Below are 15,376 nucleotides of genomic sequence, written 5' to 3' on the forward strand. Positions count from 1 at the left end.
ACGCCGGCGGCGCCGAACGCCATGACCGGCGACGCCGCGCCGAGTTCAACGAGGCTTTTTGCGCCGCAGGATCTCTGTTTCGGCGGCCAGCCAAAACTCGACGCCGTCGCTTGCCGGGCAGCCGGCTTCTTGCCACTTTCGATACGCGATCGATCGAATCTCGTTCTCGCGCCCGCCCCCTTCTTCCGCCCGGCTGTCGGCAATTGGCGGGCTTGCCTGGGGCGTGGCGGCGGCATGCAGGGGCTGCGTCGTGGCTTGCGAGGGTTGTGATGGAGCCTTCGGGGGCTGCGACGAGGCTTGCGAGGGCTGCGTTCGGGCCTGTGGTTTCGTGATCGGTGGCATCGCTCGTCCTCCTTGAGGTCGTGATTGGGCGTCGAGACTGTCTCGGCGCCGCCGCTGGAATCCCTCACCACTTTCCGCCAATGCAGTTACCGGCCAAGACCGGGTCCCGGCCAACACTGCTCATCATGATAGCCGGTTGCGATCATTTTGCCTACCAATTCCGGCATGCGGTAGTGGTACGTTTTCAGGACGTGCTATGGCACGGGGCTTGCAGAATGTCGGTCGGTATCGGATAACAATTCGTCTAGGATCCGCTGGGAAGTGGTGACGGATCGAATCCGAGTTTGACCGCATGAAGCAGGAACGACTCCTATGAATTCACGCCTGAGTTCGCAGCGACTGACCGAGCTAAGCCGCAACGGGGCCGCATCGGAAATCGCGGCCCAAGACATCTCCCCTCCGACGCGACCGTCTTCGACCGCAACCGCTTCATCTTCGAGCGGAGCGGCATTGACCGCGCAACCCCCCCAATCGAGGACCCCGGCCCGAGAGTCGGAACTGCGCTGGTCGCGTCGGATCGTCGAGCGAGCGCTTCGCAAATTGGGTGACCCGGCCATCGCCGTCGTGCTATGGAATGGGCAAGAAGTTTGTACATCCGCCGAGCCCCCCGCCGCGCGGCTGCGGTTTCACGATCGGGCGGCGTTGTGGCGCGTCGCTCTGGATCCGCGAATGCAATTTGGCGAAATGTATAGCCGCGGTCGGCTCGATGTCGAAGGCGATATGGCCCAGATGTTGATCTCGCTCGATCGGGCGCTCATGCGGATCGGGCGCACCGATATTGGAGCGAATCGGCCGTTGCTATTTCTCCGCCAGTTGCTCCATCCGAACACGGCCGCGCAGGCCAAGCAGGATATCCATCGCCACTACGATTTGGGCAACGATTTCTACCGCCTCTGGCTCGACCAGCAGATGCTCTATACCTGCGCCTATTTCGCCGAACCGAGCATGTCGCTCGAAGAGGCACAAGTGGCCAAGATGGACCACGTGGCTCGCAAGCTATGGCTGCAGCCGGGCGAAACCGTGATCGAAGCGGGCTGCGGCTGGGGGGCCCTCGCGCTGCATCTGGCCCGGCGATACGGCGTCAGCGTGCGAGCGTTCAACACGTCACACGAACAGATCGTCTTCGCGCGGGCTCGGGCTCGGGCGGAGGGATTGCACGATCGCGTCGAATTCGTCGAAGAAGATTGGCGCAATATCCGCGGCCGGTGCGACGCGTTTGTGTCGGTCGGCATGCTCGAACATGTCCGCCCGCCAAACTACCGGCGATTGGGCGAAGTGATCCACGGCTGCCTGAAGCCGAACGGTCGCGGCCTGATCCATTCGATCGGCCGTAACCGCCCGCAACCGATGGATCCCTGGATTGATCGGCATATTTTTCCCGGTGCGATTCCGCCGTCGATCAGCCAGATGATGACGATTTTCGAATCGCGCGAGTTCTCTTTGCTCGACGCCGAAAACCTGCGGCTGCACTACGCCCTGACGCTCCGCCACTGGCTCGACCGCTTCGAAAAATCCAGGGAGCAGGTCTTGCAGATGTTCGACGAGCGGTTCGTCCGCATGTGGCGGCAGTATTTGGCTGGCTCGCTGGCGGCGTTCGAGGCCGGGGCGCTGCAATTGTTTCAAGTGCTCTTTGCTCCCGGCGCCAACCATCAGGTTCCCTCGACACGGCGTTATCAATACGAAACGTCGCTCCCGCCGGCCCCGAGTTGGTTTGCGGGCGGTCCGGACAAGGTTCCCGCGGTGGCAACGCAGCCTTCGTCGGACGAGAACGGCCAGTTGCCAAGCGACAACGGACATTGCGCTCAAAACGCCAACGGCCAAGACGCCAACGGCCAAAACACGAATAGCCAAAACGGGCACGCATCAAGGACCCCTGCATGCAATCCTGCGACGTCTTGATCGTCGGCGGAGGGCCGGCCGGATCGTCGTGCGCAGGGAAGCTGCGTACGAGCGGCGTCGATGTGCTCGTGCTCGACAAGAAAACCTTTCCGCGCATGAAGCCTTGCGCCGGCTGGATCACGCCGCAAGTTGTCTCGACGCTCGGCCTCGATGTCGAAGAATACATCGCCGGCGGCAAACGCGTCTTTCAACCGCTGACCGGATTTCGCACCGGCCTTGTCGGCGGCCGCGAAATCGAAACCCATTACGGTCGGCCGGTGAGCTTCGGCATCCGCCGCTGCGAGTTCGACGGCTATCTGCTCGATCGCAGCGGCGCTCGGGTGCGCCTCGGTGAATCCGTCCGTTCGTTCGAGCGGTCGGCGGGCCGTTGGATCGTCAACGGCGAGATCGAAACGCGGATGTTGGTCGGCGCCGGTGGGCATTTTTGCCCGATCGCGGCCCGGCTCGGCGCAAGGCAAGACCCGTCGGCATCGGTCGTCGCCGCGCAAGAAATCGAGTTCGAGGCCAGCGCCGAAGGTCTGGCCCGGGGAACCGTCGAAGCGGAAGTGCCGGAGTTGTTCTTCTGCGACGACATGCAGGGCTATGGCTGGTGTTTCCGCAAAGGAAACTTTTTGAATATCGGCCTGGGCCGGCTCGATACGCACGGGCTGAGCAAGCACGTGGCCCAATTCGCCGATTTTCTTCGCCAGCGCGGCAAGGTGGCGTGCGACATTCCCGCGAGGTTTCATGGCCATGCGTATCAGCTCTACGAGCGCGTAGCGCCAAAACTGATCGACGACGGAATGCTCTTGATCGGCGATGCCGCGGGATTCGCCTATGCCCACAGCGGCGAAGGAATCCGCCCCGCCATCGAATCGGGCCTGCTGGCCGCGGACGTGATTCTCTCGGTGGCGAAGCAGGGACAGCAGGCCGATTTCACGGTCGAGCGTTTGGCCCCCTATGCCGCACGGATCAAGCAGCGTTTTGGCGCCCCGCAATCGACCGGGCCGACCGATTGGCTCCCGGCCCCGCTCATGAACTTCTTGGGGGCGAAGCTGTTTGCGTCGCGCTGGTTCTCGCGCCACGTGATTCTCGACCGCTGGTTTCTTCACGCCGCCGAGCCGGCACTCGCCAGCGCGTGAAATCAAGTGAGAACTCGGCAGAGAAGACAGGCTAGGCTTTGTCGCAAAACACTAGCCCGAAGCGTAAGCGGGGGTGCGATCCGTTGCGGCGTCGCGCTCAACAACCTCTTGATCCAATGTGCATGTGGCTTTGCCGCCACGGAGCGAGACGACGCCGCCGTTGCGGCGCACCCTCGCTAACGCTTCGGGCTAATGTGCCGATTGACACGTTTTGAGACAAAGCCTAGTCCCACCACCAGCGGTCGCCTTGGCCGTTTTTTGCAGCGTTGCGCAGCGCTTCGTCGCGCAGCGGCTCGAGCTTGCCGTCCTTGTCGGGCAGCAATTGGTCGGCCGCGATCGCTTTGGCCGGCGTGATCGAAACTCCCCCTCCCGCCACGGCCACGAATCGGCTCCCGTGCCATCCGGCATTCACCGCGCAAGCGACTTCCTTCGGCGCCGGCCCGGTTTCGACCGAGATCGCTTGTTCGCTGGCGAATGTCGCCATCTTCCAATCGGCCTTGGTCGCGAAATCCTGTTGCTGGATATACGCGCAGGCAACGAGCAGGTCGATCGTGTTTCGCAGCTCGGCAAAAACGGCCGAGCGCTCGGCAAGCCGCGGAAACTGCTTGGTAAACGCGGCGGCGAATTTTTCGCTCGCGCCGTTGCTACCGACGGCATTTTTCAATTCGCCGCCGGCAGCGATCATCTTTGCCTCGGTGAGAAGTTCAACGCCATCGCCGACCAATTGCATCGCTTGCCGATCCTGGCTCACGCGCACGCAGGCATAATTCGGCGTGAACCACCAGCGCTGCAACACGCCTTGCCGTCCGCCCGCCGCGACCAATTCGAAATAGCTCGGGATTCGCACCGGCGGTTGCTCCAGCCCAATGCCGATCAGTTTCATTCGATAGTCGGCTTCGACCAGCACTTGGGCGCAATGGCTTCGCGGCGATATTCCGAACACGCGAATCGGGGCAATGCCCAGCGCGGAGCGCATCCCTTCGGCGATTCGTTGCCCTGTCTCGGCGCGGTTGGCTTCCGGAATGACACGCGGAACGGTTTTTTGAAACGCCTGCAACTGGCTCATCGCCTTTTGGGTCGGGTCGATGGTGCAGCCAATAAACGGGGTCGGCGGCCGCGCAGGAAGAAACGCTCGTAGCGCAACCGCCAAATCATCCAGTCGCAACGTCGGCCTGCCGGATGCGATGCCACACATGCGGCCCGCCATGTCGGGAGCAAACCCCTCGGCCGGCCCCGCGACGACGATATCGTGCGAATGTGGCTCATAGAACACGTATTGCAATCGCTGCAAGCCCGCCAGGTAAGCCATTTCCTGGTCCGGTTTTTTGCCGGCCTCGATCGCCCGCCGCACGGCGCTCTCCAATCGAATCAGTGAGATCTTGCGCATTTTGCTCGGCGCAAGCAGGTTGGCGGCCAACTGCATTTTGGCGGCCTGGAGGCGAGCGGCGTGGAGTTGCCCGGTCGGGTCTTCAAATGCCTTGAGCGACAACACGCCATCGGCGTTGATGGCGACGCCAAAGGTGGGAAGTTGCACCGTCGTGGCCCCGGCGACTTGACCCATTGCCCGTTCGCACAATCCGGCGTTGACCACGAGCGCTACGAGCAAGATTCCAAAGGATTGCATTCTCATCGCACACCCAAAAAGTTTTTGTCCAAGGCCCCCGGCAGCGTCGCGCCCATTCTACCAATTCGACGACGATCAAGCCGCTTCCGCGACGAAGTCGCAAGCGAAGTAGCCCGCCATTCCGCGGCGGATAGCGCTGTGGAACGCGTCGACGCCGGCTTGGCGCGGCGGCTCTTCCCCGTGTGCGGCCCGCCCAGTACACTGTCGGCGGTCTGTTCACATCAAAATACGGAGATCCAATCGATGGCAGAAATAACGATCCGTTTACGTCCGAATGGTCCGCTGGTGATCGAGGGGACAAGTGCCTTGGACGGCTTGCTGAAAATCGTCGACCAGAACGGCACGGCGTTTCAGATTCCCGCGAACAAGCCAGTCGTAGCGCTTTGCCGCTGCGGGGCTTCGGCCAAGAAGCCGTTTTGCGACGGAGCACATAAGGCATGCGGGTTTATTTCCGAAGAACTCGCCGCGGCGCCGTCGCCACCAGCGCCGGCCTAAGTCGCTGCAGAATTGCGCCCGGCACAGGCTGCGTCGTGCGTTTTCGACGGACCGACAAGTTATCCCCAGCCGATTGCGACCGCTTCAATTGCCGCCAAGCGAGTGGTTGACTGCGTTTGACTCGGCTCTTTTCTCGGTTCGCCAGTCCCGCCTATGCCCCGCCGCGCGGCGCCACATCGGATTGCGGCGCCGCGATCGTGGCGAACGGTTAAAATCATGTCCGGCGGGCAAGGAGCCGGTCACATTTCTTAAGCGGAAAGGGGAAGCGGGCATGATCGATCTGAATTCTGCTGTCGTCGCAGTCGACACGGCATCGGCGCCGTATTTGGGCCAGTGGCATCGCTTGGTTAGCACGACCAATTGGGAAAAGGGACGCATTATCCAAGAATGGCGGACGGCGCTCTCGGCGGGCGGCGCTGCCGCCGCCGAATATGCCGACGAAGCCTGGAGCCGCCGCGTGGGCAATGTCACTGGCCAGCATGTCGGCCGATTGCGGCGAGTGGTCGAGCGATTCGGGGTCGTGGCGGGCGAGTATTCCGGTCTGTACTGGAGCCATTTCCAATCGGCCCTTGATTGGGAAGACGCCGAAATGTGGCTCGAAGGAGCCATGCAAAGCCGCTGGTCGGTCGCAGAAATGCGCCGCCAACGCTATTCGGCCCGCGCGGAAGCGGAAGGCCGCGCGACCGACGAATCCGAATTGGCGAGCGATTCTCCGGACGAAGATTTTGAACCGCTGCCGTTCGAGGCCGATCACCAAGACAGCGTACTTGCCGCTCTCTCTCGCCGTGGAATGAGCGGCCATTCCGGCGACGATGAAATGGACGACGACACCCAAGCCGACGGCGAAAACGCTCGTCTTCGTGACGAGCCTGACGACGATGCGAGCGATACAGAGGAATTGCCGCCTGCCGAACAGCGCAGCGCAGTGCGGGCGGCCCCGTTTGCTAACTTGGCCGAATTGCCGGAAGACTTGGCCGAGGCGTTTGAATCCTTCAAGCTGTCGATCGTTCGGCACCGCCTGGCCGGCTGGCATGAAGCGGCTCGCGACGACGTGCTCGCGGCGCTCGATGCGTTGCGGGAGCTGGCGCTCGCGCCGGTCGAGTGACTTAACCTGCCATCCGCTTGTTCGCCGCGTAGAGATACGGATTCAGCGTCGGATCGTTGTACATCTTGAACTGGCGGTAGATTTTTAACCGCTTTCGTCCGGCGACCAAATCCTCGATCAGTTCGCCGAGCGCGGCGGATAAATCGTGGTGCTGCACGGTGAGAATCGCCAGCTTATCGAACGTGCGAGCCACATGCTCCGGCGCGGCGTCGGTGCGATCCGCCTGCTCTCGCATGTGGTAGATCCGCAGGGCGAGGATCGAAAGGCGATCGATGGCGCCGCCTGGCGTTTCCGTATTGAGGCGAGCGGCGGTAGGAGCGATGCCGCGATCGGCGAGCATACGCACCAGAAAATCGTCGATCCGTTCGATGGCGTCGTTCCGCTGCTGGTTGTAGCGATCGATCGCACGCTTCACCGCCGCGATTGCCCCGTCGCCGGCGTCCGGGCTACGGGCTTTATCTTCCTCATGCCACAACAGAAAATTGAACTTATGCTCTTCGCATACCAGGTAGAGCAAATCGCGATGCGGATTAAACATCTCCTGAGAATGCCACAACTCGACCATCGATCGTTGCAGCGCGGTAATCTGGGGCACGAGTTGGCGCGCGTCGAGCATTGACTGAAACTCCATTTTCACGTTCGTGGCTCGGGATTCGTCGCTCGTGGCTCCGGGGGGACAAACCGTTAGCCGGCCCATCGTCACCCGAAACTCAGCCAATGAGACCAAGCACGAACCGAGCAGGGTCCTTCCATCGCCGGCATTCTAGAAGCCACCGGCTGCGCGTGGCAAGGCAGATTGGGCAAGCCTCGAGCGGGCTGCCAGCGGTTTTCGTTCCTATTTAGCACCGCTAGTTGCCTGTTGCGGCGGCGCGCCAAAGGCTCGGGGCCGAGATACGCTTGGCCGCCGGTCCAGCCGTGCAAGGAAAATGACGGGGCGAAGTGGCGACGCGTTGCGGAACGCCACTGACAAAAGTCACCCGTCGCTCGCCATTGCCCTTCGTCGCTACTCCCAGCGAATTTCCAGGATCTCGAATCGCATTTTGCCGGCGGGAACAGGAATCTCGACTTTGTCGCCAATTTTCTTGTGCAGCAGACCTTGGGCCAAGGGACTGGTTACGTTGATCTTGCCCGCGTCGTAGTCTTCCTCGCCGGCGCCGACGAGCGAAAACGTCTCATCGTCGCCAAAGTCCAAATCGCGCACGACCACGGTCGACCCGAATGCGACCACGTCCTTCGGAACCTTGCTTAAATCTACAAGCGAGGCCCGCGCGAGCTTGTCGCGGAGCATATTGATTTTCGCCTGCAGCATGCCCTGCGATTCGCGGGCGCCATGGTATTCGGCATTTTCGCTCAGATCGCCTTCGCTGCGCGCTTCCGCCACGCGCTGGGCAAGCTTGGGCATATCGACGTTTTCCATTTCGTCCAACTCGGCCTTGAGCTTGTCGTAGCCGGCACGAGTCATCGGAATCAGGTCGGACATGGTTTCCTCGTCACGCGAGCGCAAAAAAACACGGCCTCCCCACCATGGGGAGACCGAGAGAGATTTATTTTGATCGACCGCGACTGGCCTGTAAAGCGGTGGCCGTAGAGCATGCGGCAATAATTTCTCGGTCAGGCCGGCGCAGCGGGGAGCGGGATCGTTCCGCACAAAACGGATATTCTTCTTGCGAATGGGTTGCCGCCGCTAGCCTCTTCGGGCTTGGCCAGCCGTGCTCTCCCGGGGAACGACAAGCGAGCCGCGGTCGATGGCAAATCGTTTGCCGCGCTCTTACAATGCCGGCACCGCATCGTGTACCTTGTGGAGGCGCAGGCAGGCGCCACGGATCGATTTTCAAACGTCCACGGAGGGCGTGCGGTGTCGCGGCTGGAAGAGAAACAGTTTACAGGATTCGGGCGGTGCCGGCTTTGGCCGCGGATTCGATCGGCGGTGGGCGAAATGGCGCTCGGCGATTCGCTGCGCGATGCGCGGCGAGCGGTGCGGCATCTGTGCCCTTCGCACGCCGGTGTCTACGGCATGCTCGATGCCGACGGCCATGTGATCTACATCGGCAAATCGAAATCGCTGCGCCATCGGTTGCTCAGCTATTTGCAAACGGAGCAAAGCGATCCGCGAGCGGCCCGGATTGTCCGCCACACGGTGCGGCTGGCTTGGGAAACGGCGCCGCACGAGTTGGCCGCGCTGCTGCGCGAATTGGAATTGATCCGCCGCTATCGGCCCGAGTTCAATGTGGTCGGGCAACCGGGGCAATTCCGCCGCGTCTATGTTTGCCTCGGACGGTCGCCCGCGCCGCTGGCGTATGTCGCTCCGCAGCCGAGCTCACGGGCAGAGCATGTGTTTGGGCCGGTGAGATCGAAGCGCATCTTGCGAGACGCGGTGCGCCGGCTGAACACCTGGTTTCGCCTGCGCGATTGCGACGAACGTGTGCCGATGCTGTTTGCCGATCAATTGTCGCTGTTCGACGTCGATCGGGCGCCGCGTTGTCCGCGGCACGAGTTGGGCACTTGTCCGGCGCCGTGTGCGGGCGTTTGCACGCGGAAGGCCTATTTTCGCAACGTCGCCGCCGCCCGCGAATTTTTGGAAGGAGACGACGTTCGCCTGCTCGATCGGCTCGAGCAGCGCATGCGGCGAGCGGCTCACCAGCAGGAATACGTTCGGGCCGCGAATTGGCGCGACATCTGGCTCCCGCTCGCCTGGCTGCACGAGGAACTCGATCGCTTTCGCGAGGCGCGGCGCAATTATTCGTTCGTCTATCCGCTGCGCAACGCCGGCCGAAACTATTGGCTGTTGGTCGACCGCGGGCAGGCGATCCGGGGCTTCCGCGCTCCACACGACGCGGCTTCGGCCGAGCGTGCTGCGATTCGGTTGCAGCAGGTGTTTTTCGACGGAGAACGCGCTGCGAAGCCGGATCTTTCCGCGGAACAAGCGGAATCGCTACAAGCATTTCACACTTCGAACGGCGAACTGGATGTTTACGATCCCGAAAATGTCGCATTGATGATCGCTTGGTTCCGACGTCGCCCCGAAGAATTGCAAGCAACGCTCCAGCCGCTTTCGGCACAAGCCATCTGCCGCGAACTCTCAGTCACAGCGTTGGCCGGCCGATCGCACCCCGCTTTACGCTGCCCGGATGATTGAGTAGACTTGTCCATTTGACAGCCTAATCTCCAAGGGGCCGTTGGTATCACAGACATCCGCCGCTTATCCCGGGGGTGTCGTTTTGGTTTAGAAGGCCAGCAGCTGTCGCAAAGAGGGGGCGGGGCGCTCGGCGGAGAAATGGGGAAAACGGCCATGAAATGCGGTTTTGTTCGAGAAAAACAATATTTGCCAGCGTAGCTTCAATTGGCAGAGCACCGCATTCGTAATGCGGGGGTTAAGGGTTCGACTCCCTTCGCTGGCTCTTGTCACAATCGGTTTTGGTGTTTGCTTCAAAGCGTGGAGATTCGGTCGATGACTCAAATGGCTACGGCAAATGTCAAACAACTCGTGCTCACTCAGGGCACTTTCGGACCACACGAAATCAAGGAGATTTCTGAAGCGCTCAGCGAAGATCCGCAAAACCATCGGGCCCTTCGCGAGGCGGTCAACGAAATGGAGGCCGGCGAAGACCGCAGCCCCGCGGCGGCCGTGCGATTGGGCGTCTGCCAGTATCTGCTCGGCCGATACAATCAGGCTTACGACACGCTGAAGACGGGCGATGGCGGCGCGCTGGCGCACTTTTACCTCGGCAAGACCTACGTCGCGCTTGAGGAATACGAGCCGGCACAGCATAGTTTCACCGCCGCGGCCAAGGCCGGCTACGACGCCGATATCTGTGCCCTGGCGCGAGTGGACGTGCTGCGCACGTCGGCCAGTGCCAAAGGGGCGATGGAGGTGCTCGACAAAATGCATGGGGCCGTCGAGCAAACCGCCGAGTATCTCTACCAGCGGGCCGCGACGGTCGCCGCGCTGCATGGCAGCCCGAGCGAAGTGGTCGCCCTTTATGAGCGCGCCATCGAAGCCGACCCCGCCCATTCCGGAGCGTTGTTCGGCTTGGCGATGGCCAACGATCGCAATGGCAACGACGACACAGCGATGGATCTTTACGAGCGCTCCGTGGTTCGATTTCCCGCGCACGTCGGCTCGCTGCTGAATCTGGGCATTTTGTATGAAGATCGGCAGCAATACGAGCGGGCCCAAAACTGCTACCAGCGGATTTTGGATTCGTTTCCGAGCCATCCGCGGGCTCGGCTGTTTTTCAAAGACGTGCAAGCCTCGCGGAGTATGTTCTACGACGAAGACGCCCAGCGCCGCCGCGATCGGCTCAGCCAAGTAATGAGCGTGCCGGTCACGGATTTCGAACTGTCGGTTCGTAGCCGCAATTGCCTGCAGAAGATGGGCGTCATGACGCTCGGCGATCTGGCCCGCACGACCGAAGCCGACCTGCTGGCGAGCAAGAATTTCGGCGAAACCTCGCTGGTCGAGATTCGCGAGATGATGGCTTCAAAGGGGCTGCAGCTTGGCCAGATGGCGCTGGAGCAGCGCGAACCGGAGCCGCTGTTCGAGCCGGAAACGATGTCGCCCGATGAACAGGCCCTTTTGGAACGGCCGATTTCCGATCTCAATTTGTCGGTTCGTGCCCGCAAGTGCATGGTGCGGCTCGGCATCAATACGATCTCGGAATTAGTCCGCCGCACGGGCGACGATCTGCTGGAATGCAAGAATTTCGGCGTGACCAGCTTGAACGAAGTGCGTGAAAAACTGACCGCCCGCAATCTCAAACTCCGCGGAGACTGAAAGAAGGCTACAGGCTTAAGGCTACAGGCTTGAGACCGTAAGAAAAGCGGCCTTTGGCCGCCGCTTCCCTCAAGCCTTCAACCTGTAGCCTTCAACCTGTAGCCTTCAGCCTGTAGCCTTCAGCCTGTAGCCTTCAACCTGTAGCCTTCAGCCTTTTTCCATGCCCCCTGCCGCTCGCGTTACCGACATGCATGTTTGCCCGGCATTCAACGGGCCGGTGCCGCATGTCGGCGGGCCGCTTCTGCCGCCGGGAGTGCCGACGGTTTTGATCGGCAATTTGCCGGCTGCCATCATGAGCAATAAGGCGGTTTGCGTCGGGCCTCCCGACACCGTCATCAAAGGCTCGGCCACCGTCATGATCGGCGGAAAGCCGGCCGCTCGCATGGGCGACTCCTGCGCCCACGGCGGGACGATCGTCTTGGGATTGCCGACGGTGATGATCGGCGGCTGATGCAGCCGCGCTCTTGCCCCCTCCGGAAACCGCATTTCCACGAATGCCATTTAGCCTTTGCGTGTAGCGCATGCTCCGGTCGTGCTGGGTTTTGTTTCCAAAGATGCTCGATCAGCACACCGGGCCGAAGCGTTAGCGAGGGACGCTGCTGACAGGCGTTATTTCTCTTCGCTGCGGCGTTCGCGGAGATGTGGAATCGAGGACTTGTGCAAAACCAACAAGTGGATGGACCGTGTTACGGCGATTCATCCTCGCTGACGCTTCGGGCTAGTGTTTTGAGACAAAGCCCGGCGCTGTCGGCTGGTGCGGCCAGTGCAGTCGGCTTAGAATGGACGCGCGTTGCAGACGCTTCTTCCAACTGCAAGATCCGCAAATTCGAAAGGCGGCCTACGATGATTCTTCACCCTTGGCGACAATGCGTCCGATCGTGCAGTACGCGCCGCGGCCCGTTGGTCATCGCGGCCCTGGCTGCCGCGATCTGTTGCGGATTTCAAACCGCGAGCGCCGATGAACCGGCGAAAACCCCGGCTCTCGACAAGCCCATCGCCGGCGAGGCGAAAACCGACCATAAGATCGACCTGGCCGATGGGAGGATCGTGCTGACCGCGCCGGAATCTTGGGTACGCAAAACGCCCCGCGTCCGATTCATCGACCACGAATTCGCAGTGCCAGCCGCGAAAGGCGACATGCAGGATGGCCGCGTCACCGTAATGGGCGCCGGCGGAAGCATCGAGGCAAACATCGATCGCTGGATCGGGCAGTTCAAACAGCCCGACGGTTCGGAAACCAAGAACCGAGTTCCCGAAGCCGATCGCAAGCAAAAGATCGCCGGGTTCGAGGTCGAGATGATCGATCTCTCGGGCACTTATCATGACATGCCCGCCCCGTTCGATCCCTCGAGCAAGGCCGTCGACCACGCCGACTATCGCATGCTGGCCGCGATCGTTGTCGCGCCGAAGCTGGGCAACTATTTCATCAAGTTCTACGGCCCGAAGCAGACCGTGGCCGACCACGCGGAAGAGTTCCGCAAGATGATCGCCGGCATGAAAAAAGGCTGAAGGCTACAGGGAAGCGGCTGAAGGCTACAGGCTTGAGGCTACAGCAAGTGAGCAGACGCCCCGGTTGTCTTCGTACCTTCAGCCTTCAGCCTGTAGCCTTCCGCCATGAAAATCCAGCAGTTTCTCGAACATCACGGCATTGCCCACAATCCTTTTGCCGAGGAAGATGCGCAAACCGATCCGGTGTTCAAGGAACATTGCATCGCCAGCATGTACCACCCCGCGTGGGACAAGATCTACGGCAATCCCGCCGATCCCGCCACCTCGGTCGTGTTCGGCGAAAAAGGCTCGGGCAAGACGGCGATCCGTCTGCAAATTGCCCAGCATCTGGCGGAATACAACCGCACGCATCCCGGCGCGCGGCTTTATGTCGTCGAATACGACGACTTCAACCCGTTTCTCGATCGCTTTCAAGACAAGCTCGGCAGTCGGCGCTCGCGGCGCATTGATCGCATGCTGGCCCAATGGCGGCTGTGGGACCACATGGATGCGATTCTCACGATCGCCGTCACTCGCTTGGTCGACGACATTCTTTCCGGCCGCCAACCGTCGAGCGCCGCCGATTGGCTCTTGGATCACCATCAAGCCCGCGATCTTTTGCTGCTAGCCGCCTGCTACGATCAATCGCTTGCCGAAACACGCAAAGGGCGCTGGAATCGGCTGCGCCGGCGCTTGCGGTTCCATGCGTGGCGGGCGCAGTGGGATTTGGCGCTGGGAATTGTCGTGACGATCGCCGTCGCGGCGTTGATCATCGGGCTCGGGAAATGGACTTGGCTCACCACGCCATGGCCATATCTGCTCGCGCTGGCTGGCTGGGCGCCCCGATTATGGCGCACGTGGAAATGCTTGTGGCAGGCGCGCGGGATCTCGCGGCACGTGCGCGTCGGCAATCTCGACTTGAATTCGCTACGACAAATTCTGATGAGCTTCACCGCAGCCGATATCGCCGGCCAGCCGTTGCCGAACAAGGATCGCACCGACGATCGCTACGAACTGCTCGTGAAGCTGCAGGGGACGCTGAAATCGCTCGGCTACACGGGAATCGTCGTCCTGGTAGACCGCGTCGACGAGCCCCATTTGATCAACGGCTCGGCCGAACCGATGCGGGCCCTGCTCTGGCCGATGCTCGACAACAAATTCCTCAAGCATCCGGGGATGGGATTCAAGTTGCTGTTGCCGATCGAATTGTCGCGGTTCGTCGAGCGCGAGGAAAACGAATTTTTTCAGCGCTCGCGGCTCGACAAGCAAAACATGATTCCGTCGCTCGAATGGACCGGCGAAGCGCTCTACGACCTGGCCACCGCGCGTGTGGCCGCGTGCGCCAAACCCGGCGCCAAGCCGACGCTTGCGGAACTATTCGATCCGGCTGTAACGTCGCGGCGATTGATCGAGGCGCTGCGCACGCTGCGCGTGCCGCGGCACCTGTTCAAATTCATGTATCGCCTGCTAGTGGCCCATTGCAACGCGCACACCGACGACGATCCGGCCTGGCAGATTTCGGGCGAGATGTTCGAATCGACGCTGGCCGTTTACCGCCGCGAACAAGACGCATTCGACCGCGGCGTCGGAGTGGTTTAGCGCGGGTTCGGCTGCGAGCAATGTTCGACGATGAAATTGACGATGGGCGTCGGATCGTCGAGGCCGTGGGGATGGTGGCCGAGGCCGTGTTTGATCATCACGATCGCGGTGCCTCTGAGTTTGTCATAGCGGGCTTTTGCCACCGCTCCGTTTTCGAGATACGGCACGACGTCGTCGGCGTCGGCACAAAGCAGCAACAGCGGCACCCTGGCCTTCGCCAGCGGGGCTAGATTGTCGATTGGATTCTTGGCGTATGCCAGCGCATCGGCTTCCGACGCGAAGTGGTAGTCTTGGATCAGTTTTCGCCAATCATCGGGGCTGCCTTTACCTTTGCCCTTGCCGGCCGGCCAGCTTTTGAAATCCAACACGCCGTTGTCGGAGTAAATGCAGCCGACCTGATCCGGATTGGCGGCGGCCCAATTGAAGCAATAGAGCGCTCCGCGGCTGAGCCCCTCGAGCGCCGGCTTTTTCGACAAGCCATACTTCTCGGTCAGCTCCTTGTAGAACGCATTCCAATGGGCCATCGCATTCGGGCAACCAAAAGTGTTCCCGACATCGAGAAACGCGAGATGATAACCCTTCGCCAACAATGCCAGGTCGGTTTCAGGGCGGTGATCGAAGAACTCGGCCCGCCAAATCCACGGTTTGCCGCCGGCGGCTTCGTGCGGGCGCACGACGATCGCCCGGCAGCCATCGACGATGAAGTCGTATCGATCGAATCCGTGGTAGGAAGATTTCTCTCCAGCGAAACCGTCGGCCGGCGCAGGCGAGACCGAAGAGACAATGACAATTGCCGCAATCCATGCCACCAGCAATCGGTTTCGCGCGATACGGCGCGACGAATCGGCGTAAATCATCGTTGGCCTGCGGAGCATCGGGCCCTTGGAACGAACAACAGCAACGTTCGTTTTAGCTTGAGCCTCGGAGCA

At 61.3% G+C, this 15,376-nt stretch carries 14 protein-coding genes and 1 tRNA gene; 10 read left to right on the top strand and 5 right to left on the bottom strand.

The features are described from left to right. Positions 1–45 precede the first annotated feature (45 nt). Positions 46–342: a DUF2934 domain-containing protein gene (locus VHX65_10920; GenBank protein ID HEX3999054.1), complete on the bottom strand. Its 297-nt coding sequence runs from the start codon at positions 340–342 to the stop codon at positions 46–48. Positions 343–654: 312 nt separating this feature from the next. Here VHX65_10920 and VHX65_10925 point away from each other — a divergent pair, with 312 nt between their 5' ends. Both VHX65_10925 and VHX65_10930 read left to right on the top strand, forming a co-directional pair. Further along, positions 655–2,241, top strand: a complete 1,587-nt coding sequence (locus VHX65_10925; protein ID HEX3999055.1) for a cyclopropane-fatty-acyl-phospholipid synthase family protein — start codon at positions 655–657, stop codon at positions 2,239–2,241. After that, positions 2,220–3,362 carry an NAD(P)/FAD-dependent oxidoreductase gene (locus VHX65_10930; GenBank protein ID HEX3999056.1) on the top strand — a complete coding sequence of 381 codons (1,143 nt, stop codon included), beginning with the start codon at positions 2,220–2,222 and terminating at the stop codon, positions 3,360–3,362. The genes VHX65_10925 and VHX65_10930 overlap by 22 nt, the downstream gene beginning before the upstream one ends. A gap of 223 nt (positions 3,363–3,585) precedes the next feature. On the opposite strand, the gene VHX65_10935 is transcribed toward VHX65_10930, so the two are convergent. Then, the gene (locus VHX65_10935; GenBank protein ID HEX3999057.1) at positions 3,586–4,992 is read right to left on the bottom strand and encodes a DUF1598 domain-containing protein; all 1,407 of its coding nucleotides are present in this window, start codon (positions 4,990–4,992) and stop codon (positions 3,586–3,588) included. A gap of 237 nt (positions 4,993–5,229) precedes the next feature. On the opposite strand from VHX65_10935, the gene VHX65_10940 reads away from it, so the two are divergent. After that, a complete protein-coding gene (locus VHX65_10940; protein HEX3999058.1) occupies positions 5,230–5,481 on the top strand; it encodes a CDGSH iron-sulfur domain-containing protein in 252 nt (83 codons plus the stop codon). Between the two features lie 271 nt (positions 5,482–5,752). Beyond that, a complete protein-coding gene (locus VHX65_10945) occupies positions 5,753–6,586 on the top strand; it encodes a hypothetical protein (GenBank protein ID HEX3999059.1) in 834 nt (277 codons plus the stop codon). 1 nt (position 6,587) lies between these two features. Here VHX65_10945 and VHX65_10950 read toward each other — a convergent pair whose 3' ends face one another. Both VHX65_10950 and greA read right to left on the bottom strand, forming a co-directional pair. Further along, positions 6,588–7,202, bottom strand: coding sequence for a DUF4254 domain-containing protein (locus VHX65_10950; protein HEX3999060.1), 615 nt, complete (start codon positions 7,200–7,202; stop codon positions 6,588–6,590). 387 nt (positions 7,203–7,589) lie between these two features. Then, entirely contained in the window at positions 7,590–8,066 is a 477-nt protein-coding gene (gene greA, locus VHX65_10955) for a transcription elongation factor GreA (GenBank protein ID HEX3999061.1), read from the bottom strand. A 456-nt stretch (positions 8,067–8,522) separates the two neighbouring features. Between greA and VHX65_10960 the strand changes: the two genes are divergently transcribed. The 6 genes from VHX65_10960 (at position 8,523) to VHX65_10985 (ending at position 14,447) form a co-directional block, all read left to right on the top strand. Further along, positions 8,523–9,722, top strand: a complete 1,200-nt coding sequence (locus VHX65_10960; protein HEX3999062.1) for a GIY-YIG nuclease family protein — start codon at positions 8,523–8,525, stop codon at positions 9,720–9,722. 188 nt (positions 9,723–9,910) lie between these two features. Then, positions 9,911–9,984, top strand: a tRNA-Thr gene (locus VHX65_10965). Between the two features lie 59 nt (positions 9,985–10,043). Next, positions 10,044–11,360 (top strand): DNA-directed RNA polymerase subunit alpha C-terminal domain-containing protein, encoded by a 1,317-nt coding sequence (locus VHX65_10970; protein ID HEX3999063.1) that lies wholly within the window; start codon positions 10,044–10,046, stop codon positions 11,358–11,360. A gap of 160 nt (positions 11,361–11,520) precedes the next feature. Beyond that, positions 11,521–11,811, top strand: a complete 291-nt coding sequence (locus VHX65_10975; protein HEX3999064.1) for a PAAR domain-containing protein — start codon at positions 11,521–11,523, stop codon at positions 11,809–11,811. Positions 11,812–12,203: 392 nt separating this feature from the next. After that, entirely contained in the window at positions 12,204–12,869 is a 666-nt protein-coding gene (locus VHX65_10980) for a hypothetical protein (GenBank protein ID HEX3999065.1), read from the top strand. 105 nt (positions 12,870–12,974) lie between these two features. Then, entirely contained in the window at positions 12,975–14,447 is a 1,473-nt protein-coding gene (locus tag VHX65_10985) for a hypothetical protein (GenBank protein ID HEX3999066.1), read from the top strand. On the opposite strand, the gene VHX65_10990 is transcribed toward VHX65_10985, so the two are convergent. Further along, the gene (locus VHX65_10990; GenBank protein HEX3999067.1) at positions 14,444–15,304 is read right to left on the bottom strand and encodes an alpha/beta hydrolase; all 861 of its coding nucleotides are present in this window, start codon (positions 15,302–15,304) and stop codon (positions 14,444–14,446) included. The genes VHX65_10985 and VHX65_10990 overlap by 4 nt on opposite strands. Between the last annotated feature and the right edge of the window lie 72 nt (positions 15,305–15,376).

Source organism: Pirellulales bacterium (assembly GCA_036267355.1).
Classification (GTDB): domain Bacteria; phylum Planctomycetota; class Planctomycetia; order Pirellulales; family DATAWG01; genus DATAWG01.